The 25,870-nt window shown below is 45.8% G+C and carries 20 protein-coding genes; 15 read left to right on the plus strand and 5 right to left on the minus strand.

The window, feature by feature from the left end:
- The first annotated feature begins 6 nt into the window (after positions 1-6).
- Together KJ365_RS10295 and KJ365_RS10300 are read left to right on the plus strand one after the other, a co-directional pair.
- On the plus strand, positions 7-1,278 hold the full coding sequence (locus KJ365_RS10295) for an NADH:flavin oxidoreductase/NADH oxidase family protein (protein ID WP_214451570.1): 1,272 nt from the start codon (positions 7-9) through the stop codon (positions 1,276-1,278).
- A gap of 63 nt (positions 1,279-1,341) precedes the next feature.
- Entirely contained in the window at positions 1,342-2,382 is a 1,041-nt protein-coding gene (locus KJ365_RS10300; RefSeq protein ID WP_214451571.1) for a metal-dependent hydrolase, read from the plus strand.
- A 40-nt stretch (positions 2,383-2,422) separates the two neighbouring features.
- Here KJ365_RS10300 and KJ365_RS10305 read toward each other — a convergent pair whose 3' ends face one another.
- The gene (locus KJ365_RS10305) at positions 2,423-3,082 is read right to left on the minus strand and encodes a DsbA family oxidoreductase (RefSeq protein ID WP_214451572.1); all 660 of its coding nucleotides are present in this window, start codon (positions 3,080-3,082) and stop codon (positions 2,423-2,425) included.
- A 178-nt stretch (positions 3,083-3,260) separates the two neighbouring features.
- On the opposite strand from KJ365_RS10305, the gene KJ365_RS10310 reads away from it, so the two are divergent.
- The 5 genes from KJ365_RS10310 to ggt all read left to right on the plus strand — a co-directional run bounded on the left by KJ365_RS10310 (position 3,261) and on the right by ggt (position 10,807).
- The gene (locus tag KJ365_RS10310) at positions 3,261-3,725 is read left to right on the plus strand and encodes a CreA family protein (protein ID WP_214451573.1); all 465 of its coding nucleotides are present in this window, start codon (positions 3,261-3,263) and stop codon (positions 3,723-3,725) included.
- Positions 3,722-4,543, plus strand: a complete 822-nt coding sequence (locus KJ365_RS10315; protein ID WP_214451574.1) for a glycine-rich domain-containing protein — start codon at positions 3,722-3,724, stop codon at positions 4,541-4,543. Before KJ365_RS10310 ends, KJ365_RS10315 begins: the two co-directional genes overlap by 4 nt.
- A 136-nt stretch (positions 4,544-4,679) precedes the next feature.
- Positions 4,680-5,762 (plus strand): efflux RND transporter periplasmic adaptor subunit, encoded by a 1,083-nt coding sequence (locus KJ365_RS10320; protein ID WP_214451575.1) that lies wholly within the window; start codon positions 4,680-4,682, stop codon positions 5,760-5,762.
- A 50-nt stretch (positions 5,763-5,812) separates the two neighbouring features.
- Positions 5,813-8,917 carry an efflux RND transporter permease subunit gene (locus KJ365_RS10325; RefSeq protein ID WP_502793487.1) on the plus strand — a complete coding sequence of 1,035 codons (3,105 nt, stop codon included), beginning with the start codon at positions 5,813-5,815 and terminating at the stop codon, positions 8,915-8,917.
- Between the two features lie 174 nt (positions 8,918-9,091).
- Complete coding sequence (ggt, locus tag KJ365_RS10330; RefSeq protein ID WP_214451577.1) at positions 9,092-10,807, plus strand: gamma-glutamyltransferase; 1,716 nt, start codon at positions 9,092-9,094, stop codon at positions 10,805-10,807.
- Positions 10,808-10,856: 49 nt separating this feature from the next.
- On the opposite strand, the gene KJ365_RS10335 is transcribed toward ggt, so the two are convergent.
- The 3 genes from KJ365_RS10335 to KJ365_RS10345 form a co-directional block, all read right to left on the minus strand.
- The gene (locus KJ365_RS10335; protein WP_214451578.1) at positions 10,857-11,120 is read right to left on the minus strand and encodes a phage tail protein; all 264 of its coding nucleotides are present in this window, start codon (positions 11,118-11,120) and stop codon (positions 10,857-10,859) included.
- Between the two features lie 483 nt (positions 11,121-11,603).
- Positions 11,604-12,389 (minus strand): hypothetical protein, encoded by a 786-nt coding sequence (locus KJ365_RS10340; RefSeq protein WP_214451579.1) that lies wholly within the window; start codon positions 12,387-12,389, stop codon positions 11,604-11,606.
- A 559-nt stretch (positions 12,390-12,948) separates the two neighbouring features.
- On the minus strand, positions 12,949-14,091 hold the full coding sequence (locus KJ365_RS10345; RefSeq protein ID WP_214451580.1) for a DNA alkylation repair protein: 1,143 nt from the start codon (positions 14,089-14,091) through the stop codon (positions 12,949-12,951).
- 177 nt (positions 14,092-14,268) lie between these two features.
- Here KJ365_RS10345 and KJ365_RS10350 point away from each other — a divergent pair, with 177 nt between their 5' ends.
- Positions 14,269-15,105, plus strand: coding sequence for a transporter substrate-binding domain-containing protein (locus KJ365_RS10350; protein ID WP_214451581.1), 837 nt, complete (start codon positions 14,269-14,271; stop codon positions 15,103-15,105).
- A gap of 17 nt (positions 15,106-15,122) precedes the next feature.
- Here KJ365_RS10350 and cysM read toward each other — a convergent pair whose 3' ends face one another.
- Positions 15,123-16,016 (minus strand): cysteine synthase CysM, encoded by an 894-nt coding sequence (gene cysM, locus KJ365_RS10355; RefSeq protein WP_214451582.1) that lies wholly within the window; start codon positions 16,014-16,016, stop codon positions 15,123-15,125.
- 200 nt (positions 16,017-16,216) lie between these two features.
- Here cysM and KJ365_RS10360 point away from each other — a divergent pair, with 200 nt between their 5' ends.
- The 7 genes from KJ365_RS10360 (at position 16,217) to KJ365_RS10390 (ending at position 25,833) form a co-directional block, all read left to right on the plus strand.
- Positions 16,217-17,668, plus strand: a complete 1,452-nt coding sequence (locus tag KJ365_RS10360) for a glutamate-cysteine ligase family protein (RefSeq protein WP_214451583.1) — start codon at positions 16,217-16,219, stop codon at positions 17,666-17,668.
- A 13-nt stretch (positions 17,669-17,681) separates the two neighbouring features.
- A complete protein-coding gene (locus KJ365_RS10365) occupies positions 17,682-18,686 on the plus strand; it encodes a M14 family metallopeptidase (RefSeq protein ID WP_214451584.1) in 1,005 nt (334 codons plus the stop codon).
- Positions 18,687-18,833: 147 nt separating this feature from the next.
- Positions 18,834-19,058, plus strand: a complete 225-nt coding sequence (locus KJ365_RS10370) for a hypothetical protein (protein WP_214451585.1) — start codon at positions 18,834-18,836, stop codon at positions 19,056-19,058.
- A gap of 110 nt (positions 19,059-19,168) precedes the next feature.
- Positions 19,169-20,317: a beta-aspartyl-peptidase gene (gene iadA, locus KJ365_RS10375; protein ID WP_214451586.1), complete on the plus strand. Its 1,149-nt coding sequence runs from the start codon at positions 19,169-19,171 to the stop codon at positions 20,315-20,317.
- Positions 20,318-20,322: 5 nt separating this feature from the next.
- The gene (locus KJ365_RS10380) at positions 20,323-21,141 is read left to right on the plus strand and encodes a cyanophycinase (RefSeq protein ID WP_214451587.1); all 819 of its coding nucleotides are present in this window, start codon (positions 20,323-20,325) and stop codon (positions 21,139-21,141) included.
- 148 nt (positions 21,142-21,289) lie between these two features.
- Positions 21,290-24,112: a cyanophycin synthetase gene (cphA, locus tag KJ365_RS10385; protein WP_214451588.1), complete on the plus strand. Its 2,823-nt coding sequence runs from the start codon at positions 21,290-21,292 to the stop codon at positions 24,110-24,112.
- A gap of 20 nt (positions 24,113-24,132) precedes the next feature.
- Entirely contained in the window at positions 24,133-25,833 is a 1,701-nt protein-coding gene (locus KJ365_RS10390) for a Mur ligase family protein (protein ID WP_214451589.1), read from the plus strand.
- The last annotated feature ends 37 nt before the right edge of the window (positions 25,834-25,870 follow it).

Genomic DNA, 25,870 nt, shown 5'->3' on the forward strand with positions numbered 1-25,870 from the left:
TAAAATATGACCGACTCACTCGCCCAAGCACTCCCGCTTAAATGCGGTGCCACACTGCCAAACAGGCTCGGTAAAAGTGCCATGACCGAGGGATTAGCTGATGCCAAAGGCCGCCCAACACCTGCCCATAACCAGCTATATAAAACTTGGGCAGAAGGCGGTACCGGCTTGTTATTGACAGGCAACATCATGATTGACGGTCGATATCTAGAGCGAGCAGGCAATGTTGTATTAGAGAACGCCGACGACCTTCCCTTGTTTGAGGCTTGGGCAAAGGCGGCGCAAAGTAACGACAACCATTGCTGGGTGCAGTTAAGCCATCCTGGCCGTCAATGTCCTCGCTTGGTGAATGCTCATCCACTGTCCCCTTCCGATGTTCAGCTCGATATTTTAAGCAACTTTGGCAAACCGCGTCCAATGGACGAAGCGGATATTTTAGACGTGATTCAGCGTTTTGTGACCTCCGCTTCTCTGGTCAAGCAAGCGGGGTTCAAAGGTGTACAAATTCACTGCGCTCACGGCTATTTGTTGAGTCAGTTTTTGTCACCTAATACTAACAAACGTCAAGATAAATGGGGCGGCTCACTTGAGAATAGAGCGCGCATTATTCGCGAGGTGATTCGTCAGGTCAGGAAAGCCGTGGGTAGTGAATATCCCATTGCCGTTAAGCTCAATTCTGCGGATTTTCAAAAAGGCGGGTTTACCCTTGAAGAATGCATTCAAGTAGCAAGCTGGCTCACAGAGGATGGCATCGATTTGCTTGAAATCTCAGGTGGTACATACGAGCAAATGAGTTTACTCGGCGTGGAAGCCACCGAGGTCAGAGAAAGCACCCGCCGCCGTGAAGCATACTTCATTGAATACGCTGAGCAGATAAAAGCATCTGCGCAAGTACCGGTGATGATCACCGGCGGCTTTAGAAGTCGTGAGGTAATGCAAAGCGCCATAGAAAAAGGGGAAGTCGATGTTATTGGCCTTGCCCGCCCCTTATGTACCCAAACCGACTGCTCTGCCCAATTGATGAACGGCACGCTAGAACAGCTCGATGACTATGAGCAAAAGCTTGTGCTTGGCAAAGGCATTTGGGGTAACAATAGTTCATTGGATATCGTCAAAGCAATAAATGGCTTTGGCCAAGTAGGCTTTTATTATTGGCAAATTATTTTGTTATCTAAAGGACTTAAGCCCGATCCGAGTCTCGGGGTATTGAAATCGTTCTTTAAACACATCACTAACGATTTTCGACTTGCGATGCGCCGAAAACGCGCAATGAAGTAAATCGGCATGAACCCATATCTTATGGCGCACGTAATTAGCTCATAGTAAATAACCTAGGCAGTTATGGATTCGTTAACTCAAATCGCGTTGGGCGGAGCGGTTGGCTATGCCGTAATGGGCAGAAAAGTCGGTAAAAAAGCGATTTTATATGGTGCGATGCTGGGCACTCTTCCAGACCTCGATGTGTTTATTCCCTTTGAGGATCCGGTCGAATCCTTTACCTATCATCGAAGTTTTAGCCACTCTCTGTTTGTGCATTTGCTCATCAGCCCGCTGATTGCCTGGCTACTGGCCAAAATTCATGCCGGCACCGCCGCACTCAAAACACCCTGGTTTTGGATGGTTTTTTTGTGCCTGTCGACCCACGCAGTCTTAGATAGCTTTACAGTATATGGCACTCAAATGCTCTGGCCACTGACAGACTATCCCTTTGGCGTATCCAATCTATTTATTATCGACCCGCTAGTGACCTTGCCGCTGTTGATTGGCATTATCGCAGCCCTATTCGCGCACAAAAATACTCAAAGCTCGGTAAAATATAACAATATCGGGCTTATCCTAAGCTGTGTTTATATGAGCTGGACACTGGTAGCAAAAGTGTACATTGACCACAAGGTACACAGCGCAATGGCACAAAGAGGCATAGAGGCAAACGCTTACGTTAGCACACCAGCCCCTTTTAATACCTTGTTATGGCGGATAGTTGCGGTAAACGGTGATACCTATTACGAAGGCTATGCCTCTGTATTTGATACTCCTGAAGAAGTTTCTCTTGAACCTTACAGTACAACACCTGCGCTTGTTAACGATTTAAAAAACGAGTGGGCAATTGACCGACTAAAGTGGTTTACTAAAGGCGTTTATTCGGTCAATTTAAAGGGCGATGACGTAATCATGTCTGATTTACGCATGGGTATCGAATGTGCGTATGTGTTTAGTTTTGCGGTAGCCACGCAAACCGAAAATGGCATCGAGGCTAGTAAGGTAAAGGAAGTGACTCAACGCCCCGACCTATCAGAAATCAATAATATTTTTGCACGTATTACCGACCCATCTGTATCACTCGCGCCCCAAGGGACTCGCAAAGAGGCATGCTCAGCATAAATGCTTGTAGTAGGCCCTTTTTGATAAGGGCCTACTTAATTTAAGAAGCTTCTTGGCTTATTTGAGTAAGTGCCTGCACAAAAACCGAAGTAGGCTGCCCACCGCTTATTAAGTGCTTGTTGTTCACTATTACCGCTGGCACAGAGCTAATGCCGTGCTGTTGGTAAAACGTCTGTTGCTTTCGCACTTCTTGTGAGTATTCATCTGATGCCAGAATACTTTTAGCACGCTGAACATCAAGGCCTACGCTGCCGGCCGCAACCACCAGTTGCTCGTGGTCACTTGGATTACCACCGTCTTTAAAGTACAAGTCAAATAAAGCCAGCTTTAGCTCAGTTTGCTTGCCTTCTTCAGCCGCCCAATGCAATAAACGGTGTGCATCAAAGGTATTATAAATCCGGCCGCCCCCACGATGACCAAACTCGTAACCGACACTCAGGCCTCGTTGATGTATATTTTCGCGATTCGCCATAATCTGCTTTTCATCGATGCGGTATTTATTCATCAAATGTTCATCCACATCTTCGCCCTCGGTCAACATATTCGGATTAAGTTCAAAGGGTTGCCAATGAATATCCGCTTTAACAGAATCAGTTAGTTGACTTAGCGCTTGTTCGAGGGCTTTATAGCCAATGATGCACCACGGGCAAGACACGTCTGACACGATGTCTATGCGCAACTTTTGTGTATCTGAGCTCATGTTTATCCTTTTTCAAATAGTATGAGAAATACAGACCTGATAAGGGAATAGTTTATTTCATCTAATCGTCTGGTTGTATTGTTAAGAAAATCTCGATGCAATGGTCATTAAAATCTCACTATGCAGTGACGTAGGGAAAGATTACACTGTTGTTAAAAAATTGATAGGAGAGCGTTAAATGAAGCGCATTATACTACTTGCCGCGTCAGTGGCTATATTGTCTGGTTGCTCTGACAGTGAAGTTGGTGATGTCTCACTGGGTGTATTTACCACAAAAGATATCAAAATAGACGCCTTACAAGACCCGATTATCACCGGCGTTACGTGTCATATTTCTAGTATCGAAGCTAACCTCGATTTATCTGACCCATCTGATAGCTCTATTGCTTGCAGGCAAACTGGGGAGATAACCGCACAGATGATTGCGCAAATCGACACCTCAGCCTCTGGGGAGGTGGTGTTTAAAAAATCCAAGTCTATTTTTTTCAAAAATATGAAAGTACGCCGCATTTTAGACAAAGACTCGCAAACCATTATGTACGTGTCTTATTCGACCAAAGAAACCAGCGGTAGCTATAAACATAGTCTTTCAACCGTCCCTTTATGGGGAACAGCCGCTTATAATACGGTGACCGCGCCATGACCAACAATACCCATACTCTTATCGATAAAATCATGCGTTTCGAAATTGGCGATGACAGCGCCCAGTTAACCTTTGCAAAACGCTTAGCGCGCGAAAACGCATGGAGTGACGACTATGCGCAAAAGGCGATTACAGAATATAAACGCTTTGTTTGCCTCATAGCTACCACCGGCTACTCTCATACTCCGTCTGATCAAGTAGACCAAGTGTGGCATTTACATATGACCTATACACAGTCTTATTGGCAGGAGCTATGCGGTGAAATATTAGGTAAGCCCATCCATCATGGCCCAACAAAAGGGGGCTTAAAAGAGCGCATTAAATATCACGATCAGTATCAACGCACTTTGGATGCATACCACGCGCTTTTTGGGCAAGCGGCGCCCGAAGATGTTTGGCCGTCAGTTGAGCAGCGTTTTGCTAATGCAGCAGAGTTCAAACGCATAGATACGTCACAACATTGGGTTATCCCCAAGCCTTCTTTAAAACAACTGACGCTGCCGATTGCATTAACCGCGGCATTGACGACCGCTGCATGCTCTGAGCAAAGTGCTGAAAACCCAGGTATGATGGGGGCACTGGCTTTATTAGGCGCCATCGTTGCCGTGGTGGTTGTTGCCGCCGTTGTCGTGTCATTATCGGCCTCTAAAAAGACTGCTAGCACTTCTACAAGCTCCAAAAAAGCAAGTAATGACGGGGCCGTTGTCGCTGCGCCTGCGACTTCTAGCAGCAGCACAAAAAGCAAAAGTCCCGACGCCGATAGCAGTGATGCGTCTGGTTGCGGATCTGGTTGCGGATCTGGCTGCGGAGGAGCCTAGAAAACGGTCGGTTTTTGTATCGATTTGAATCAATTTTTCTATTTTAGCGTATTGAATCTATCAATGATGAGTTAATAGCGCATCCAAACAAGGTGCGCTTACTCCGTCGCCAATTCGGCTCGGTATAGAGGAAGACATGTTAAAAGGATATCGCTTAATCAAATGGCTCACGTGCACGAGCGTATTTTCCACGCTTATGGTTGCTAACGGCCTTGCGCAAGACGTTATCAACGTAGACGTTGTCTATCCGAATCAAACACAAACCAACCAAACCTTAGTGCTAACTGGCACAGTCGAAGCGAAGCAATACGCACGTTTAGCCTCTTTAGAAGCAGGCCGAGTAGACTCTTTGCAAGTGGAAATTGGTGATGTGGTTGAGCGGGGGCAAATATTGCTGAGCCTAGATAGCAAGCTTGCTGAACTAGAGGTCGAAGGCGCCAAAGCAAATCTAAACGCCGCACAGGTAAATCAAGCAGAAGCACAGCGTCTGTATCAAGAGGTATTGGCGCTTTCAAAACAACAAGTGGTCGCCCAAACCCTTATCGCCGAGCGCGCGGCTTTGCTCGCCAGTGCGCAAGCGCAGTTAGCAAATGCACAAGCGCAACTAAGCCTGCAAGAAGAGTTGCTTGTCAGGCATACGCTGCGTGCCCCCTTCGCGGGCATTATTGCTCAGCGCAACGTGGATATCGGTGAGTGGGTGACCCAGCAAAGCCCGGTATTCGACTTGGTTGCCCAAGACAATTTACGTTTAAGCCTAGCAATACCGCAAGAATACTATGCGACATTGTCACAACAAGGCGCTATCAATGTAGAAGTTCAGCCTGATACTGGCGGTGGCATGGGCTTTTCTGCTCAGTTGAGCCGTTTTGTGCCCGTGTCGAATAGCGCTACCCGCGCGTTTTTAGCTCAAGTGGATTTACCGGCACAAAGCGATATGGTGGTGGGCATGTCGGCTCGTGCACAAATCACCATTCCAAACACTAGTCGAAGCGCAATCACCTTACCTCGCTCCGCCATTAAGCAACACCCTGACGGCGGCAGCAGCGTATTTGTAGTTGAGAACGGCAAAGCAAAGCGCATTATTACTACCTACACAAACCTGCCGGGTAATATGGTACAAATCAATAATCAGGACACCGACCAAGCCTTTATTATATCTGCCGTTGAGCTACTAAGAGACGGTATGCCCGTGGTGGCAAATACCCAAGGGAGTCGCTGATCATGATTGAATCAACGGTGAAAAGGGGCACTATCGTCACTGTTGTGGTGATGATTGCCTGTATTTTGGGGATTGTTTCTGCAACCAACATTCCAGTGCAAATGATACCCGATTTAGAAGTGCGGACCATTAGTGTGCAAACCGGCTGGCCTGGGGCAACGCCTCAAGATATCGAAAAAGAAATTCTCATCGAACAAGAGCGCTACTTGCGCTCGCTTCCTAACCTGCAGCGCATGATCTCTTCTGCTGAAATGGGCTCAGCCAATATTGAGCTAGAATTTCCATTTGGTGTGGATGTAAATGACGCCTTAATCCGCGTAAGCAATGCGCTAAGCCAAGTACCCGCCTATCCTGAAAATGTTGATCAGCCGCGCCTGTTTTCAAGCTCATTTTCGAGCAATGCCTTTATGTTCTTTAGGCTATCCCCCCTTGATGGCAATCCAATGGGACTGGACATGGATATGCTCAGAGACTTTGCTGATGACTATATTCGCCCTCGTATGGAAAGCGTTGAAGGGGTTTCACAGGTTGATGTGCGTGGAGGTTCATCTCGCCAAATTCAAATTAAGGTAGACGCAGCAAGACTTGCACAGCGCGGCATTAGCTTAACGCAAGTAAGAGATGCAGTGCGTTCAAGGAATAACGATGCATCGGCAGGCGATTTAGAAAGCGGCGAAAGTCGATTTTTGCTGCGAGTCGTCGGGCGTTTTGAACAATTAAATGAATTAGAGAACTTGATTATTAGCCGCACGGGCAATGCCAACCTCTACCTAAAAGACGTTGCCGATATTAGCTTGGACCATTTTGAAACCCGCGGCATGTCGTTTTCAGATGGTAAGCGAACCCTCACTATGTCGGTACGCCGTGAAAGTGGGTCAAATGTCATTAGTATCAAAGAGCAGTTAGTGCCGGTGGTAGAAGAGCTCAATCAAAGCTTATTGTCTCAAAACGGGCTTCGCTTAAACTTGGTCAGTGACGATGTGCAATACGTCTCAAGCTCTCTGAAAAATGTTTGGCTAAATCTAGGTCTTGGGGCCTTACTAGCAACCTTAGTGATGTTCTATTTCCTGCGCTCGGGGCGCTCAACCTTGATTGGGGTAATGGGCATTCCTATTTGTACCATCGCGGCCTTTTTAGCACTCATCGCTTTTGGGCGCACCATTAATGTTATCTCACTTGCCGGTGTTGCCTTTGCCATTGGTATGACGGTAGACAACACCATTGTTGTGCTCGAATCCATCATGCAGGCGAAAAAACAAGGAAAAGACCGCTTTACAGCAGCTGTTGAGGGGGTGAAAGAAGTCTGGCCTGCGGTCTTAGCATCTACTGCAACCACGGTATTAGTGTTTGCGCCTATTTTGTTTATTGAGCAAGAAGCCGGGCAGCTATACTCCGATATTGCCATTGCTATTTCCGGTGCCATTATCGCCTCGATGCTAGTGGCTATTTTTGTTGTGCCTACGGCAATGGCCAATGTGTCTAAACAAGATGCCGGAGATACCAAGTCTTTAGAGCTTTCAAAAAAATGGCTGAGCTTGGTAGACGTATTTTGTAAGAGCAGAGCCCGCGCTCGGGTTTTAGCGGCGTCCTTTATTGTTGTGATCATGGGCAGTGCATATGCACTGATGCCTGCAGCTGAATACTTACCGGAAGGTGAAGAGCCAAAAGCCTTTTCACTGATGATTGCGCCGCCAAGCTATAACTTATCTGAAATGGAAAAAATAGGCGCCGAGCTTAGAGTATATTTTGCAGATTACTTAAATGCCGACCCCACCGCCTTTGAAAGTGGGCAAACTAATATGCCGCCACTTGCCTATTACAACATGTCGGTATCTATTGGCAGCATCTGGTTTTTAAGTGCACCGGTGGAGCCAAAATATATTGGCGAAATGATGGATGCGATTACCGAAAAATTTAGAAGCTATGACAATATGCGCGCCTTTTCATCACGCGGGTCGATTATTTCAAGCAACGATGGCGGCACGCGTGCAGTGGCAGTAGATTTAGCCGGTAACAATCTCACGGAATTATATCAAGCAGCACAAGCAGTATACGACGAGGCGGAACAACGCTTTGACAACCCGCAACTGAACTCCGATCCTGGCTCACTGACCCTTGAGCAACCCCTCATCGAAATTCGTCCGCGCTGGCAACGTCTGGCAGAGCTTGGAATTAACAACCGAGATTTTGCCTACTCTGTGGCCGCCATTAGCGATGGCGCCTACGTAGATGAATTTATTTTAAACGACGACAAAGTCGATATCTTTATGTTCTCCGATGCAGGAAACCGTCAAACCATTGGCAACTTGTCATCTGCGCCTATCGTGACACCCCAAGGTGACATCTTACCGCTAAACGCCATTGCAGATTTAGTGGAGAGCAAAAATAGCGACAGTGTGCGCAGGGTCGATGGCAATCGTACTGTCACGGTTTACATTATTCCGCCGCGAGATGTAGCGCTAGAGACTGCCGAAGCCGTTGTGCGCAATGAGTTACTTCCAGCGCTTTGGCAGCAAGGTAGCATTGCGCAAGGCATCAATGTGAGTATTAGTGGCGCTGCCGACCAACTTGAAGCGACCAAAGCGTCACTGTCGAGCAACTTCGTGGTCGCCATCGTGTTGTGCTATTTATTGTTGGTGGCCATTTTTACCCACTGGCGTTATCCACTGTTTATTCTCGCAACAGTGCCCCTTGGCATGGCGGGTGGTTTGCTGGGCCTAATTATGCTCAACGGACTTAACTCAGCGCTATCTGCTGTTGGCATAGGCGGCGCATATCAACCTTTTGACATGATTACCATGCTTGGGTTTTTGATATTGCTTGGCACCGTGGTCAATAACCCCATCTTGATTGTGGACCAAACTCGTAAATTTATTGAACGCGGCGACAATGTAAAAGATGCCGTTCGCAATGCGGTTGAAAAACGTTTGAAACCGATCCTAATGTCTACTGCAACCACTGTGTTTGGGCTAGCACCATTAGTTTTATTGCCAGGGGAAGGGACCGAGTTATATCGCGGCGTGGGAATTATAGTGCTGTGTGGCATTTTTGCTTCAACGCTATTGAGCTTAACTTTTTTGCCAGCATTGTTGATGGGCCTATTAAAGCAAGACACCACTGGCTCTATTAACACGAGCGAAGCTTCTGCCACCTGAGGTATAAACAATGCGTGACCAACAACTTCTAAGTACTGGCTAAAAGGGCGCGTTTAAAACATTAATACCCTTTGTCGAGTCTAGTGCTTAATCAACTTGAGATTAAGCACTAGCTTGTCATCTTTCTTTGATGCAAACTAGGTATATTATCGCTCAATGAATGTTGGATTCACTATGCCAAAACGCCATATCTTTGCAAGCAGTTATCTGCTACTTCTTTTTCTATCAGCTTGCTCCCAACCACCTACAGATGAGCTAAATGCGCCAGTTAGTGCAAACGTTGAAGTACCCACCCAACAAGCCGTTGCCATGCCCGACACCTTTGCAGCAAAGGTTGCTATGGATGTGCTAAATGACGGTGGTAACGCAGTTGATGCTGCAATTGCAGCGCAGTTCAGCCTGGCGGTGACGCTACCTGAGGCGGGCAATATTGGCGGCGGCGGCTTTATGGTGATTCATTATGGAGATGAAAATACCTTCATCGACTATCGCGAAACTGCACCGCAAGCAGCGTACAGAGATATGTATTTAGACGAAAATGGCGACGTTAAGCCTTTAGCTTCGATTTTTGGGGCCTTAGCATCGGGTGTGCCTGGCACCGTATCTGGTATGCACAAAGCGCATCAAAAATATGGAAGTTTGCCTTGGGAAAGGTTGGTTGCACCGGCGGTAGCGTTAGCAAAAGACGGGTTTATCGTGCCAGACAAATTGGCTCGCAATGTCACCCGATATATTGAGCGCCTTGAATCAAGGAACATCGACGTCAATTTTGCTGACTATTTTGGCGAAGTGAAGGCCGGCGAGCTGTTCGTTCAACCAGAGCTAGCCGACACCTTAATACGTATTCAACAGCAAGGTATTGCAGGATTTTATGAGGGCGAAACGGCGCAGCTAGTTGCAGATTTTATGCAAAAGCACGGCGGCTTAATTACGCAAGACGATCTTAAAGGTTATGAAGCTAAATGGCGCGAACCGATTATTTCAAGCTGGCGAGAGTATCAGTTGGTAAGCTCAGCGCCACCAAGCTCAGGCGGCATTGCAGTGTCGCAATGGCTGCGTATGTACGACCTAGTAAAGGACACAGAGGGTGTGGAATTTACCCACAATAGCGCCCAATACATCCACGTATTAGCCGAAGTGGGTAAGCGAGTATTTGCTGATAGAGCGGAATACTTAGGCGATCCTGATTTTTTTGACGTCCCAAAAACCGAATTGCTCGACCAAGATTACCTAATAACCCGCATCAGCGATATTCAGCTTGCTAGCATTTCAGACACCGAGAGCATAAAAGGCGGTTTAGCCGAAAGTGAACAAACCACTCACTTTTCTATCGTCGATAAATTTGGCAACGCCGTGTCAAACACCACTACCATCAACCTTGGGTTTGGCAGCGGTATGGTGGTAGAAGGCGCAGGCTTTTTATTAAATGATGAAATGGACGACTTCAGTGCAAAAGCGGGTGTACCAAACTACTTTGGCGCAATTGGCGGCGTGGCCAACGAAATTCAGCCCAATAAACGCATGCTAAGTTCGATGACACCCACCATTGTACTAAAGGATAACAAGCTTAAAATGGTGACCGGCTCACCCGGCGGCACCACCATCTTATCGTCAGTATATTTAAGCATATTAAACGCCATTGAGTTTAACCTGCCGATACAAGAGGTGGTAGACACACCGCGTTTTCATCACCAGCTGCTGCCAAAAGACGAAATACGATATCATGAAGGACTCACGCCCGAAGTTATCGCCGAGCTTGAAGCAATGGGCTATAGCACCCGCACCAGCCGATTCGGTGACTTACATGTGATTGTTAATCGAGATGGAAAGTTACAAGCAGCATCAGAAACCAACGGACGCGGACAAGCGCTGGTAATAGATGCCGAATAGAGTATTGTAGCGGAGGGATGGCAGGCCTTTGATACTGACTACGTTAAGCTTAATGGCGTTCTGGATAATCACCTTCAATACAGATGATATAATCGACGCCGGGATCCACAGTAATAAAATGGTCACCAAACGCCGTCTGATGCAAAGCAGGAAGCGCAAAGTTTACTCTCCCATCGCCGCCATACTTGGTGCCCAATATCGAGAAAAGAGACTGATGTTGTGATATTGATAATATCTGACCATGGCATAAGGCCCATCCTTTTGGCACGTATCCGTTAACGAATAGTCTTATTTCACCTATTGTGCCTTGCATTTTTTATTTCCTTTTTTGGTATTCTTGCGAGCAGCAAATGGATTTAAAACAAAAAATGTTTTCACTCGCCGTACTATTATTGTGAGTATAGGACAAATGAACACCACAGACTAGCTTCTGTGCCTACCGCATTTGAGCGTAGTTTTGTATTTAGTCATTTATGATCTTGAAAAAACGCCAAAATATTTGTCATTGAAATGATTAAATAAGCTGACTTTTTTAAATATTGAGTGATAGGTTGGCTGATGGTATGTACTAGTTTTAATCTTTTAAATATAAAAACTAAAGGCGCCCTTTAACCTCGCTTTCCAAACAATGCATTATCGTTATGATCGATGCTTTAAATAAAATTTAGCGTTGACGTTCTTGAGCCTGTCAGCAAGGGAGGCGAGGCTACTTGATGATCTTATCTGCAAAATTCTGATCCCGTATAAACAAAAAAGCAGCCCGTATGGGCTGCTTTGTAAATAACTGTGGCAGTGTTTATTTTCTTGAGCGTTTAAACGCTAGGCCTACAAACATAAGACCCATCAATACGATGGCAGATGGGGTAGACACCTTTGAAAACGAAATCGCTTCTACATACCCACCAGAATTATAGTTCCAGCCTGTCGCAGAAACTGCCCAATAGCGGTAAGCATCTGTTGCGTTTGTGTCTAAATAATCTCTCATTGTTGGCGACTGCTGAGAGTTAAAAACACGGGTAAAAGAATCACCGTCGACACTGAAATAAATATTAAACAGAGTATCGCCAACATCATTTCCAGAATTATCCGTAAAGCTTGTTAGCTCGGTGTGATTACCATTAAACCAAACCGTATTGAGCACCGTGTCAACACCAAAGTCGAAGAATAGTACTTCGTCACACTGTGAGGGCGAACATTGGTTAGGCGTAAGATTATCTGAATTATTGTTTTGTCCATCCCAAGCACCCAGTCCACCATGCGCCGGCGTTACATCTTGATAAACAGCTCTACCATCCATATTGACATGCGTTGAAACGGAAAAATTTGAGTTAGCAAAGTTTATAGACGAACCTTGAGCCGGCGTATTCCCCAAACCTGCAGTGACAACAAAGTCATTGAATGTAAGAGGGTCTCCAACAACATCCGTTGAATTGACCGACGTTCCCATACCGGTCTCTACTGTACCACCGGGTATATTAGCGTTTACACCACCATTGTTTCCATCAAATATGATAACTGTCGCGTTTGCACTTACTGAGCCTAACAGTAAGGCACTGGCGATAAGTTGGGTAAATTTTTTCATAAAAACTCCGTTTTCAAAGACTGTAACATGTTTTAATCGTGTTAATCCGACCAAAAGCAAATTAGATGCCAATCCAGTAACCACCTGAATTTATGATTATTTTTTTATTTTTAATAATACATTTTAAAAGAATTAGCAGAAGTTGTAAAAAGACCTGACAGTGCGCTAACTGGTGAATCAAATTTACTATCGAAGGCCTGCTTTAAGGCTTATATTAGTCTGTTGTCACCATACGGCGCATTGGAATATAAGAAGAATTACAGCTAACTACTACCCCTTGTAACAGCTGCCTTTTTGGCTAGTTTGGTTTATTGAAGTTAGGTTAAGTAGGGCAATTATTTGCGTTTTGTTCATCGGGTGAAGCATACAAATAACAATAGCGTTTATTGTGCAAAAATGAACCGTACCAGTCGTTTGATAACGTTTGCCCGTCAAGTGATTTAGACTCAAAAATGTCAGCACAAATTCACCGGACGATATTATAAAAACATTGCAGATTATTATTGTAGATTAATTTTATGCTTAACTATCCTTTCGTTCCTTGAAGTTTAAACAGCACTTAATCTAAGAGTTCAAACACGCAACCAGAAAAGGTCTTACCATTTATCAGCAGGCTAACGTGGTGCTCGCCGGCATAATATTTGCGGGTCGTCACAGGTTTAAAACTATGCACTTTCTTTAAAGTAATGGTCTTACCATTACTTATCGAACATTGTTTCCACTTGAAGACCTTAGGCGCCAAGCGCCCATTAGCTTTTTGATGATGCACTATATAGTCGAGCATGATGTTTTGTGACTTCAACGAACTTGCTGAGTCTGTAGACTGCAGTGTTACGGTAAGCTCAATACTCTCGCCACGCTTTACCTTATAAGTATTTAAAGAGAGTTCGCAACGGCTCAACTGTGGCGAAAAAAACCCAAATAACGTCAAGGCATCGGCACACCCCTCTTTTATTAAGGTTCTGCATGCATGCTTGATTAGGCGTACCCGATTAGGATTAGCGCCTTTCATCCAAGTTGTGCACAGTTTTATCACTTTATCTGGGTGGTCTTTGGCAATATCATTAAGGTTATTTGCCACCGAGCGGCGCACATATTCTGATGGGTCATCTTTTAGTAATTCGAGTAAAGTAAACAAATCATCAGGGGCTTCTATAAAGGTTTTTAACTGCATTCCCCACGGCAAGCGAGGCCGCGAGCCTTCTGAAACCAAACGACGAACGTGCTCGCTTTCATCCATGACCCAGGTACGCATAATTTCGAGCGCCAAACGCCGGTCGCGCTCAATAAAGTAACGGATGGCAAACTCCGATGTAAAACGTTTAGTCATTTCGCGTAAAAGTGACATCGATACATTAAAATCGGCTTGCCCGTATATACCAACATATTCAGCAAGGGGCATGATCACCCAACCTTTTAATAAATGCTGATGTTCATCTAAGTCACTTACTTCGTTTTTATTGCGCATCGGACACAAACACAACAACAATATCTCAGACACTAGCTCAAAGTCTTGTGGAAGGTGCGCTCGCATGGCTGCAACAATTTGCATGCTGCGCTGCTTTAATTCAAGCTGCTCTAGAGAGTGAGTTGCCTTTGACACAAATCCATGAGTATCAAAATTCGGCACGTTTTGGGCAAAACAATCAGCCATATGTTGGATAATGGCATGCGAAAATCTATGTTTAAATGCGTCTGGCATCTTGAGCAGCTTTTCTAGGCAATGTTAATAACATGTATGCTCGAACCATAGCATAAAAATGTACAAAAATTTGTTTGCGATAAGTCGATTAGGTGTATAGTAAATTAGTCGTCTTACATGAGTGCAGGTTGGTAACGAAATATGATTTAGGCGTAACCAAGAGGTAAACTAATCAATATGAAATTGCTTGTAACATTATTATTATGCCTTCAGATTTTTGGAGCCGGTGCCAAAGAGGTTGTCATGTGGAGCGGGGACTATGACACACCTCATCTTCGCGAGGTGATGCTAAACGCACTTGCGTTAACCGAAGAAGACTACGGACCATTTACCTTAGTGCCGTCGAGCCCCGTAGAGCAAGGTCGAGCGTTTTCAGAGCTAGCAAATAACAAAAACATCGATATCTTTGTGGGGGGAGTCTCTATACAAAGAGAGCAAGCTGCCCGCGCGGTGTATGTTCCTATTAGTAGGGCGCTGTTAGGCGTGAGAATTTGCTTGATACCTAGTGATAACCCCGATTTTATCAATATCAACACCATCGAAGATATTCGCGAACAAGATTTGACCTTTGGTCTTGGCATTCATTGGCCAGATTCACTCGTCTTTAAGGCGTATGCATTTAACGTGGTTGAAAGTCCGATTTACAGTAGTTTGTTTAACATGCTCAAAAAGCAGCGCTTTGATTGTTTTCCACGAAGCATTTTAGAGATAGATACAGAACTAGCGCAAGACTACGCCGAGGGTTTAAGGAGTGAAAAGCATCTTCTTATCGTATACCCACTCGCCGATTTTGTTTTTGTGAGTAAAGAAAACACCGCGTTGCATGAGCGGATTTCTGTAGGCATGCAGCGGTCGATTGAAAATGGCAGCTTCGATGAAATTTTCAATCGCTACCATATGCCCAAAATCCTACGTCACAATATTTCAGAGCGAACCATCGTGCGCCTTGAAAATAATAACATGACGCAAACTGCCGCTGATGCAATAAATAAGTATGGTTTCCGTATTGAATAGCCTACGAAACGTTGTAATTAACCTTTATTAAACACCCCAGACGATAAATACCGGTCTCCCCTGTCGCAAATAATGGCAACAATCACTGCATTTTCGACTTCTTGGCTAATTTTTAGCGCACCTGCGATGGAGCCACCTGAGGATACACCGCAAAATATGCCCTCCTCTTTAGCGAGTGCGCGCATGGTATCTTCTGCCTCTTGCTGGCCGATATCTATCACTCTGTCGACACGCTTAGGTTCAAAAATCGTGGGCAAGTACGCTTGTGGCCATCGACGAATGCCGGGGATAGAGGCTCCATCTTTTGGTTGAAGACCGATAATTTGGATATCGGGGTTTTGCTCTTTAAAGTATTTTGAACACCCCATAATGGTGCCTGTCGTACCCATAGAGCTGACAAAGTGGGTGATCTTCCCTTCGGTTTGGCGATAGATCTCAGGGCCGGTCCCATCGTAATGGCCTAAGGGGTTGTCTTGGTTGCCAAATTGATTCAGCACTAAACCTTTGCCCTGGGCCTGCATTCTTAAGGCTAGATCTCGTGCCCCTTCCATTCCCTCTTCACGAGTGACAGGAATAAGCGTTGCCCCATAAGCAGACATCGACGCTTTGCGCTCTTCGGTGGCGTTATCAGGCATTATCAAAATCATACGATACCCTTTGATAGCCGCGGCCATAGCCAAGGCAATGCCCGTGTTGCCACTAGTTGCCTCAATCAGCGTGTCACCGGGCTTAATCTTTCCACTTTTTTCAGCTTGTTGAATCATGCTAAGGGCGGGTCTATCTTTGACCGAACCCGCGGGGTTATTTCCCTCAAGTTTGCCAAGAATAATATTAGAGGTGTTGCCGGGTAAACGTTGCAATCTTACCAAAGGGGTATTGCCGACGTAGTCTTCTATCGTTTTAAAGGTCATGTTTGTTGCCAATATTTTCTATGCAGTTCATCTTATTGGCTAGTGTATCACGGTGCGTGTGATGACGATAAGACCTATACAAGAGATGCGCGATACTTTGCTTTGCGAGCTCACTTTAACTGTGCATCTTGTTGATTTAACGCAATTCCTTTACTCTGAACAGTGAATATACTCAGTAAAGAAGTATAAGGAGCGATGTAATGGGACAGTTTTTAACTAAAGACAGTTTTACGCCTGAGGATCACGATGAATTTAGAAAGCGGCTTGAGCAACAAGTAGATGATTTAAAGTCATTTGTGAGTCAGCCCAACTTTTCATCAGGGAATGCGAGTATTGGCGCAGAGCTTGAGCTTTATATTATCGACAACGACTTACAGCCTGCCCCTAAAAATGCCGCGCTTATCGAGATGATGAATCATCCGCTGCTCACCGAAGAACTTAATCAATTTAATCTGGAATTTAATCTGTCACCGGTTGATGCCGCAGGTAGCCCATTTAGTAAAATGACCGATGAACTTTCACCGGTTATGCAATCGCTACAAGAAAAAGCATCTACGCTGGGGTGCAAAATCGCCAGTATTGGCATTCTCCCTACCCTAAACAGTAATCACTTACACCGTGATTTTATGACTGACCAACCGCGTTATAGAGCATTAACCAATGAACTAAGCGCTTTAAAAGGTGAGCCCTTTTTAGTGGATATTAACGGTATCGATTCGGTCAAAATGCGCAGCAATGAGGTCACTTTGGAAGGCGCGAACACCTCTTTTCAAGTACATTTAAAAGCGCCAGCAGACCGTTTTGCACACCTATACAATGCGGCGCAACTCACTACCCCAATCGTGCTTGCTTTAGCAGGGAATTCCCCTACATTTTTAGGTCAGAGGCTTTGGCATGAAACGCGTATTGCCCTCTTCAAACAGTCTATTGATAATCGTATACCGGCACTCACTAAGTGGCGCCAGCCGGCGCGCGTATCTTTCGGTCATGGTTGGGTGCGTGATGGTGCGTGGGAGTTATTTGCTGAAAACGTGGCTTTATATAGCCCTCTTATGCCGTATGTAAGCGAAGACAACAAACCTTTTGCTGAACTCAATTTACACCACGGAACCATATGGTCATGGAACCGAGCGGTGTTTGAACCAAAGCACGGCGGGCATCTGCGCATTGAATATCGAGCATTACCTGCCGGTCCAACCACCATCGATATGATGGCCAACGCCGCATTTGCCATTGGGCTGACGCAATCATTGTCGTATCAAACCGATGATCTTTGCGCCAAGTTACCCTTCCAATATGCTGAATATAATTTTTATCGCTCAGCCAAAGAGGGATTAAACACCAATATTTTATGGCCTATGCAAAAACAACATGGCCTGCGTGAAAGTGCGATATCAGATGTTGCCGCGAGCCTTCTCAACTCAGCATCAGACGGCCTTGCTGAAATAGGCGTCGACAGCAGCGAAATTAACAAACTGATGTCGGTCATTGAGCAGCGCATTAGCAATGGTCAAACCGGTTCAAAGTGGCAGCTAGCAAGACTTGAGCATTATCATAAAAAATACGATGACGTGCAGGCGATGCGTTCCATGCTTACCGATTACATGGAACATTCACAGCTAGGAGATGAGGTTTCAACATGGCAACTATAATGTTGATTACGCGATGAGTGGGATAAAGCTTAATCATGTATCGGAAATAAGTCCGCAGCTCTTAGGGGCTAATACGCTGCAGTTTTTGTCTAACTTAGGCGGTCCAACGGTCATACATATACCCGGAAAAGATAAGAGCCGATGCAGAGTGATTGTGACGCTACTGCACGGCAACGAACCTTCAGGTTTAAAGGCTATTCACAGTCTCCTGTGCGATAACTTTGTCCCTCAGGTGAATACCAAAATCATCATCGCTTCGGTCGTTGCTTCGCTCACAGAGCCCGTATTTACTCACAGAATGCTACCCGGAAAGCGCGACTTAAACCGCTGTTTTAATCACGATGAAAAAGACTTGCAACACATGCTCGCTAACGCCATCTGTGAAGAAATAAAGGCATGCCAGCCAGAAGGGATCGTCGATATTCATAACACTTCTGGCAGCGGCCCATCATTCTCGGTTAGCATCGATAGTAGCAGGCAGCATCAAGCGATTGCGTCGTACTTTACCCATCGGTTTATTTTCACAGATATTCGCTTAGGCTCAATCATGGAAAAGGACTTTGGCTGCCCTATTGTGACGATTGAAGCTGGTGGCTCTCAAGACACTGAAGCCGATGTTACCGCCATTAATGGTATCCGCGCTTACTTGAGCGCCGACATGTTATTCGCGCAAGCCCAAGAACTTGCGCTCATCACCCACCCTCGGCGTCTAGAGCTTTGTAAAGAAAGTAGCTTGCACTATGGCGACCATCTCAATCCTGCAGTAGACATTACCTTGCGACAGGATATTGAAGGATTCAATTTTGGTAACGTGGTGCAAAACACGCCATTAGGATGGATAAAGGACAACGACCTGCATCATTTTCATTTAGATGAGCCTACACAACGAGTAGATGACTTCTTTTCTATTGTCGATGGCATGCTGGTGACCAAAAAACACTTGGTGTTGTTTATGATCACAACACGCGTAGACATCGCAAAGTCAGACTGCTTGCTTTATTTTGCTGAAAAACCGTAGCCTCAGATTGGTTTTTGATACGCCCAAACATCCCAAACCATCAAGACAATGCTTGATTGAGCGCACTACAAACACTGGTTTTTTACCCACCCATTGCTGTATAGTGCAAAGCAATTGGGCAAACACAACTATTCATTGCGAGGATTTATGCCAGGACAAGGATCAGGTGGAAATGTTATCGCTGCGATATGCAGTTTATTCATTCCGGGCTTAGGACAATTAGTACAAGGTCGCATTTTAGCTGCATTGGCGTTTTTTGTCGTTGCTGCGGGTTGCTACGCACTGTCAGCAACACTTATCTTGATATTTTTGTGGCCCGTTGGGGCAATTGCTCACCTTTGGTCTATTATTAGCGCAGCAAGATTTCGCTAGTTAGCATCCATCATTGAGCATGCAAATGCGGCAGGTCAATCATGCCGCATTTTTTGTTCGCTTGACTGCACATTCAGCCAGCAACGTTAACATATAAGGGTATAGAGAGTTTGATCACGATTATTCAAAACGCCAATGTATTTGCACCACGCGCGCTGGGAATAAAGCATTTGGTCATTGCAAACGATAAAATTGCCTATATTGGCGATACTGTGCCCGAGATTAACCTCGAGCATGAAGTTATCGACGCACAAGGCGGGGTTTTGATGCCTGGCTTTATCGATGGTCATACCCATTTAACCGGTGGCGGTGGCGAAGCTGGCTTCTCAACAAGAGTCCCCCCTGTTCCCCTCAGTCGATTTACAAGTGCAGGTGTAACCACTGCAGTAGGCTTACTTGGCACCGACGATATCACGCGTAATACCGAATCGATGGTGGCGCAAGTTTATGGTCTGCGTGAAGAAGGCTTCTCTGCTTACTGTTACACAGGCGGTTACCACTTACCGCTCACCACGCTTACCGGCTCGGTAAAAAGCGATATTGTCTTTATTGAACCTATTATTGGCGTGGGCGAACTTGCGATTAGCGATCATCGCTCAAGTCAGCCAACCCTCAACGAGATTTTAAAAATTGCGTCACAAGCGCATGTCGCGAGGCTCATGACCGGTAAGGCTGGCATGGTACATTTGCATTTAGGTGACGGTGAGCGCGGCTTATCGATGATTGAAGAGGCGCTACAAACTGCTGAAATACCGCCTAGAACATATAACCCTACTCATATAAATCGGCAGCGCTTTTTGTTTGAACAAGCCTGTGACTTGGCTAAAAAAGGCTGCTGGGTAGATGTGACCGCCTTTGAAACTGGCGAACAAGGCTACGAGCCTGCAGATGCACTCTTGCGATATATGCAGCAAGACTTACCTCAAGATAAACTCACCATCAGTTCTGACGGCGGCGGATGCCTACCAGACTTTCATGCCGATGGCAGTTTAAAACATATGAGCTTTGCGGATTCTCAGTCAATGACCGATATATTCTACGCGTTGCTCGATAATGGCGAGGCCATTGAACAGTTTTTACCGTTTTTCACTTTAAACGTCGCACAGTTAATGAACTTCCATCAAAAAGGACGTATTCAAAACGGAGCAGACGCAGATATTATTATGCTTAATCAGCACAATAGAATAGAACATGTTATGGCAATGGGCCGTTGGCATGTGAAACATCAACAGCAAATCATTAAAGGCACTTTTGAGTAAATACTATGCCATCTCCTGATATTCAAGGCACACAACGCGGGTATGTTATCCCTATTGGCGGTGCAGAAGAAAAACTAGATAACCCAGAAATTCTCGCTAAGTTTGTTGAACTATGTGGCGGCGAAGACGCTGTTATAACCGTAATACCCACCGCATCTCAGTTGGACGACACTGGCGCTCGCTATCAAAAAATATTTGAAGACATAGGCGTTAAAAAAACCTATTCACTGCCTATTGTTGAGCGCAGCGACGCACAAAACCCAGAGTATGTGAAAACCCTCGAGAAGAGCACCGGCATTTTTATCACCGGCGGTAATCAACTTCGACTTTCAACCATTTTAGGCGGTACGCCAATTGCTAAAGCGGTTAGGCAACTCAATGCGAAAGGCGTGCACTATGCAGGTACCTCAGCAGGCGCAGCGATTGTGTCGCAGCATATGATTACCGGCGGTAATACCGGCATTGTGCCCACCGAGGATGGGGTAAACCTTGCGCCGGGCATGGGTTTAATTAATACGATTGTTGTCGACCAACATTTTAATCAACGCAACCGCCTAGCACGTTTGCTTTCTGCGGTTAGCTATAACCCATTTTTAATTGGCATTGGTCTAGATGAGGACACAGCAGCCTTTATCGACCATAACAATGTGTTCACTACTGTAGGAAGCGGTGCAATAACCGTTGTTGACCCAAGCGATATTGAACACTCTTCAATGGCAGAAGCGCGCTCTGGCGATGCCCTCACGCTACTTAACCTAAAGGTCCATATTTTAGCCGCCGGTGGGCGCTTTGATATTGGCGAGCGAAAAGCCTATACAAGCTAGGTAAACAAATTGCAAAATGAGCGAAACCGATGATTAGCTCTAAAGTAAATACAAAGGTAGCGTTCGCTGCCTTTTTTATGTAGCTTTATCTATCCACGAGTGTGTTTAACGACATTACGTAATAAAGGCTGTTTGAAGGGTAACCACAATGAAGATTCTCAGTAAAAATGTGTATGTTGGTCCAAACGTATATGCAAACTTTCCCGTCATTTGCTATCAAATTGATATTGGTGAGCTAGAAAATTGGCCGTCAGTTAAGCTTGGGCACGATTTTATTGAAGGATTAGTGAACGCCCTTCCCTCTCTGCAACAACACGGTTGCTCTTATGGCGAAGAGGGCGGCTTTTTAAGACGCTTAAGAGAAGATGAGGGCACTTGGATTGGCCACATCTGGGAGCACGTTGCGCTTGAGTTACAAAACTTAGCGGGCTCACCCGTCACCTTCGGCCGCACCCGCAGTTTACAAGACAAAGGCTGTTATTACGTCGTTTACCAATATCATCAACGTGATGTTGGACTAGAAGCAGGTTCGTTAGGTTTAAAACTGCTCACACATTTGATGCCTGAAAACGTTCAACAAGCTATTAATGCAGATATCGACCCCGAATTTAACTTTGCGCACGAGCTTACCGACTTTATTAAAATGGCGCAGCGTAAGGAGTTTGGCCCAAGCACAGCATCGTTGGTGGCGGCAGCAGAAGATCGTGAAATTCCTTGGCTTCGTCTAAACAATTATAGCTTAGTGCAGTTTGGTCATGGCAAGTACCAACAGCGCATACAAGCCACCATCACCAGCGAAACCAAGCATATTGCCGTAGAAATTTCTTGCGACAAAGAAGACACGCATAATCTACTAAACGACTTAGGCCTGCCCGTTCCACAACAAATGATGGTGTACAGTGACCGTCAAGCGGTTCGCGCGGCTAAGCGTATAGGCTATCCGGTGGTACTTAAGCCGCTAAATGCAAACCATGGTCGCGGTGTGAGCATTAACTTAACCACCGATGAAGAGGTGCTTACCGCGTTTGCAGAAGCACAAAAGCACGGCACTAGTCGCGCGGTCCTCGTTGAAAGCTTTTTAACCGGCTACGATCACCGAATGTTAGTGGTCAACAACGAACTTGTTGCCGTCGCAAAACGTGTCCCAGGGCATGTTGTAGGTGATGGCATGCACAGCATCGAGCAATTAATCGAAATAGTTAACCAAGACCCGCGCAGAGGCGTAGGACATGAAAAAGTCCTCACGCGTTTAGAGCTAGATAATCAAGCAAACCGCCTGATGCAAGAAGCAGGCATTACCAAAGAGCACATTTTAGAAAAGGATGAGGTGTTTTATTTACGCTCTACCGCTAACTTATCAACCGGCGGCACTGCAATAGATGTCACCGATATTGTCCACCCCGACAACCGTGATATGGCCGTGCGAGCGATTCGCGCCATTGGCCTTGATATTGGCGGAGTAGATTTCCTGACTGACGATATCAGCAAATCATACAAAGAAATTGGTGGCGGCATATGCGAGTGTAACGCTGCACCGGGCTTTAGGATGCACGTTGCACCGAGTGAAGGGCAACCTAGAGATGTTGCTGGGAAAGTCATGGACATGCTTTTTCCTACTGGCAGCAATGCACGTATTCCGGTGGCTGGGATTACCGGCACAAACGGCAAAACAACCACCTCTAGAATGCTTGCCAGCATTATGAAAAGCGCCGGATTTACCACCGGCATGACCTCTACCGACGGCGTATATATTGATGGTCATCTAACAGTTAAAGGGGATATGACCGGCCCTACTTCCGCGCAAATTGTACTGCGCGATCCAAGTGTAGATTTTGCGATCATGGAAACTGCTCGCGGCGGTATCGTTAAACGCGGTTTAGGCTACACATCTTGTAACGTAGGGGCGTGTTTAAACATCTCAGCAGACCATCTTGGGCAACGCGGTATTGATACACTCGAACAGCTCGCGCAAATCAAACGCGTCGTGGTGGAAGTTGCGCAAGACTGCGTCGTCCTCAACGCCGACGACGTACACTGCCTGCAAATGGCTGAATTTTGTAATGCTAAACAGATTTGCTATGTCACCATGGACCCAGGCCATGGCTTAGTGCGTGAACATATCCGCAAAGGTGGTATGGCCGTGGTACTCGAAAAAGGTATTAATGGCGACATGATCACCATTTATGACAAGGGTGCTCACATTCCACTACTCTGGACGCATTTAATACCCGCAACTATTGAAGGAAAGGCAGCCCATAACGTACAAAATGCCATGTTTGCCACGGCGATGGCGTATAGCTTTGACACTTCATTAGAAGATATCAGACAAGGGCTGCGGATATTCAATACGTCTTTCTATCAGGCGCCCGGGCGTCTTAATATTTTTGATGAACATCCGTTTAAAGTGATTCTCGATTATGCGCACAACCCCGCTGCGATCAAAACAATCACCAATCTTGCTGCTAGATTAGATGTGAAAGGTAAGCGTCGAATTGTAATGGCGATGCCCGGCGATAGACGCAATGAGGATATTCAAGAAGCGGCAACCATCATTGCGAAAACCTTCGACAGTTTTGTGTGTAAAGCAGATGATGATAGGCGCGGGCGAGGACACGATGAAGTGCCTATGCTCATAAAAGATACGCTCATTTCCAATGGTGTTAGCAGCGACTGTATTGAGGTCATTCCTAGCGAAAAAGATGCAGTCGAAGCCGGATTGGCAAGCTGTGCACCTGGCGACTTGCTCATCATTTTAGGCGACAATATTACACGATGCTGGAAGCAGATCGTGCATTTCAATGGTAATGAAAATAACGTAAGCGAAACCAACGACGCGACGCCGTCACATGACTTCCCTGAAAAACTATATGAACCCATTGAGCATAAGTTTGAATTAGGCGAAGGGCAACGTATTGTGCATGACGAGCGCGGTGTGCATATTGTTGTCGACAGAGACGAAGAGTCAGATTAAGCAATTAAAGGGCGAACAATATGTCGTTTCAATTAGATGAGGTAAGGCGCTTAACCGGGCCAAATTTGTTATCTGATGAACCCGGCGCAATTGCCGATGTGCTTTTTTCTGATGCGCTCGCTCAAGACGTGCTGATGTGTTGGCAAAAGCATTTGGTTGAAACCTGTGATGCCGTTCAATGGCCTGCGCCAGTGCAATATTACCATCGCTTTTATGATGGTGGGCTAAGCCTGTCTATCTCTGCGCCCATGGATTTATTGTATAGCGCTTGCGACGTGCTCGAGTTGGCTTGGGATTTGTGTGTTAACGAGCTTTTACCGCCTCAAGACGCAAGCTTCAATCGCTCACAACGACTGACCGAACTTAAACAAAGCATCTTTGAAGAAAGACACCCTGCCTTGCTCAATTTACTCGCACAAGCAGATGCTCAAGGCGTGATATGCCTTGCAGATGATGATGACGTCAGTTTAGGCACAGGGCCGAGTGCACAGACTTGGACAATCGATAATTTGCCAGATACTGACACCATCGAATGGTCTCGTTACAAAGAAATACCCTTGGCACTTATCACCGGCACCAACGGCAAATCTACTAGCGTTCGACTTGCCGCTGAGATAGCAAAGGCTGCATCTATTAACGCTGGCGTCACATCAACCGACTTTATAAAGGTTGGCGACACCATCATTGATGAAGGTGACTACTCAGGCCCCGGTGGCGCTCGCATGCTATTGCGAGATAATCGCACTGAAATGGCGTTTTTGGAAGTGGCTCGTGGTGGGCTTCTTAGACGAGGACTACCGCTCTCACATGCAAAAGCTGCGCTTGTTACCAACGTGGCAAGCGACCATTTAGGTCAATATGGTATTAATACCGTAGACGAAATTGCTCAAGTAAAAACCATGGTAGCGAAAGCGATAGACCCATCAAGTGCCAACGCCAACAGCATATTGGTATTAAACGCTGATGATCCTCGCTTGTGTGATATTTCAAAGCATCTTAATGTGCCTATTTGCTGGTTTAGTCCAAACAAGCATAACCCGATGATAGAAGCTGCCATCGCCAATCAGCAGCCATGTGTGTATACCGATAGAGGCGCGTTTGTATACCATCATCAGCAAGCTCATGAAATTACGCAGATTCAACACGCTCCTATGACCTTCAACGGCACAGCTGCACATAATGTACAAAATGCCCTCGGCGTCATTGGCTTGTGTAAAGCATTGCAAATAGATGAACAATATATAAAAGCAGGCTTACGTTCATTTGCCAGCAGTGCCAAAGATAATCCAGGGCGCGGCAATATTTATGAGCTAGATGGCGTTAAGGTCATAGTAGACTTTGCTCACAACAGTCATAGCATGCAAGCGGTAATGGATATGGCCGCTAAAATGCCCGCTAAAAACATTCATGTGATGTTTAGTCATGCTGGCGATCGTAGCAATCAAGATATCATTGGAGTGGCAAATGCTGTGCACAATATGGCGCCAGCATCATACGTGCTCGCTGAGTTAGAGCCCTACCTTCGAGGCCGAGAGTTGGGTGAAATTTCGGCCATTGTGCACAAACACCTGCTGTCGAAAGGGGTTAATGAAAGCAATATTTTACTCGCCACCGACCCTCTAGATGGCGCTAAGCAATGCCTTGCTAGAGCTGAATCGGGCGATTTAGTATTGTTATTTGTATTAAGCGACAGAGAGCGTGTGCAAGCCTTGTTGTCTTAACAACAAGGCACTTCACTCATGCTATACAGGGCTACTC

The organism is Glaciecola sp. XM2 (assembly GCF_018595715.1).
GTDB lineage: Bacteria > Pseudomonadota > Gammaproteobacteria > Enterobacterales > Alteromonadaceae > Glaciecola.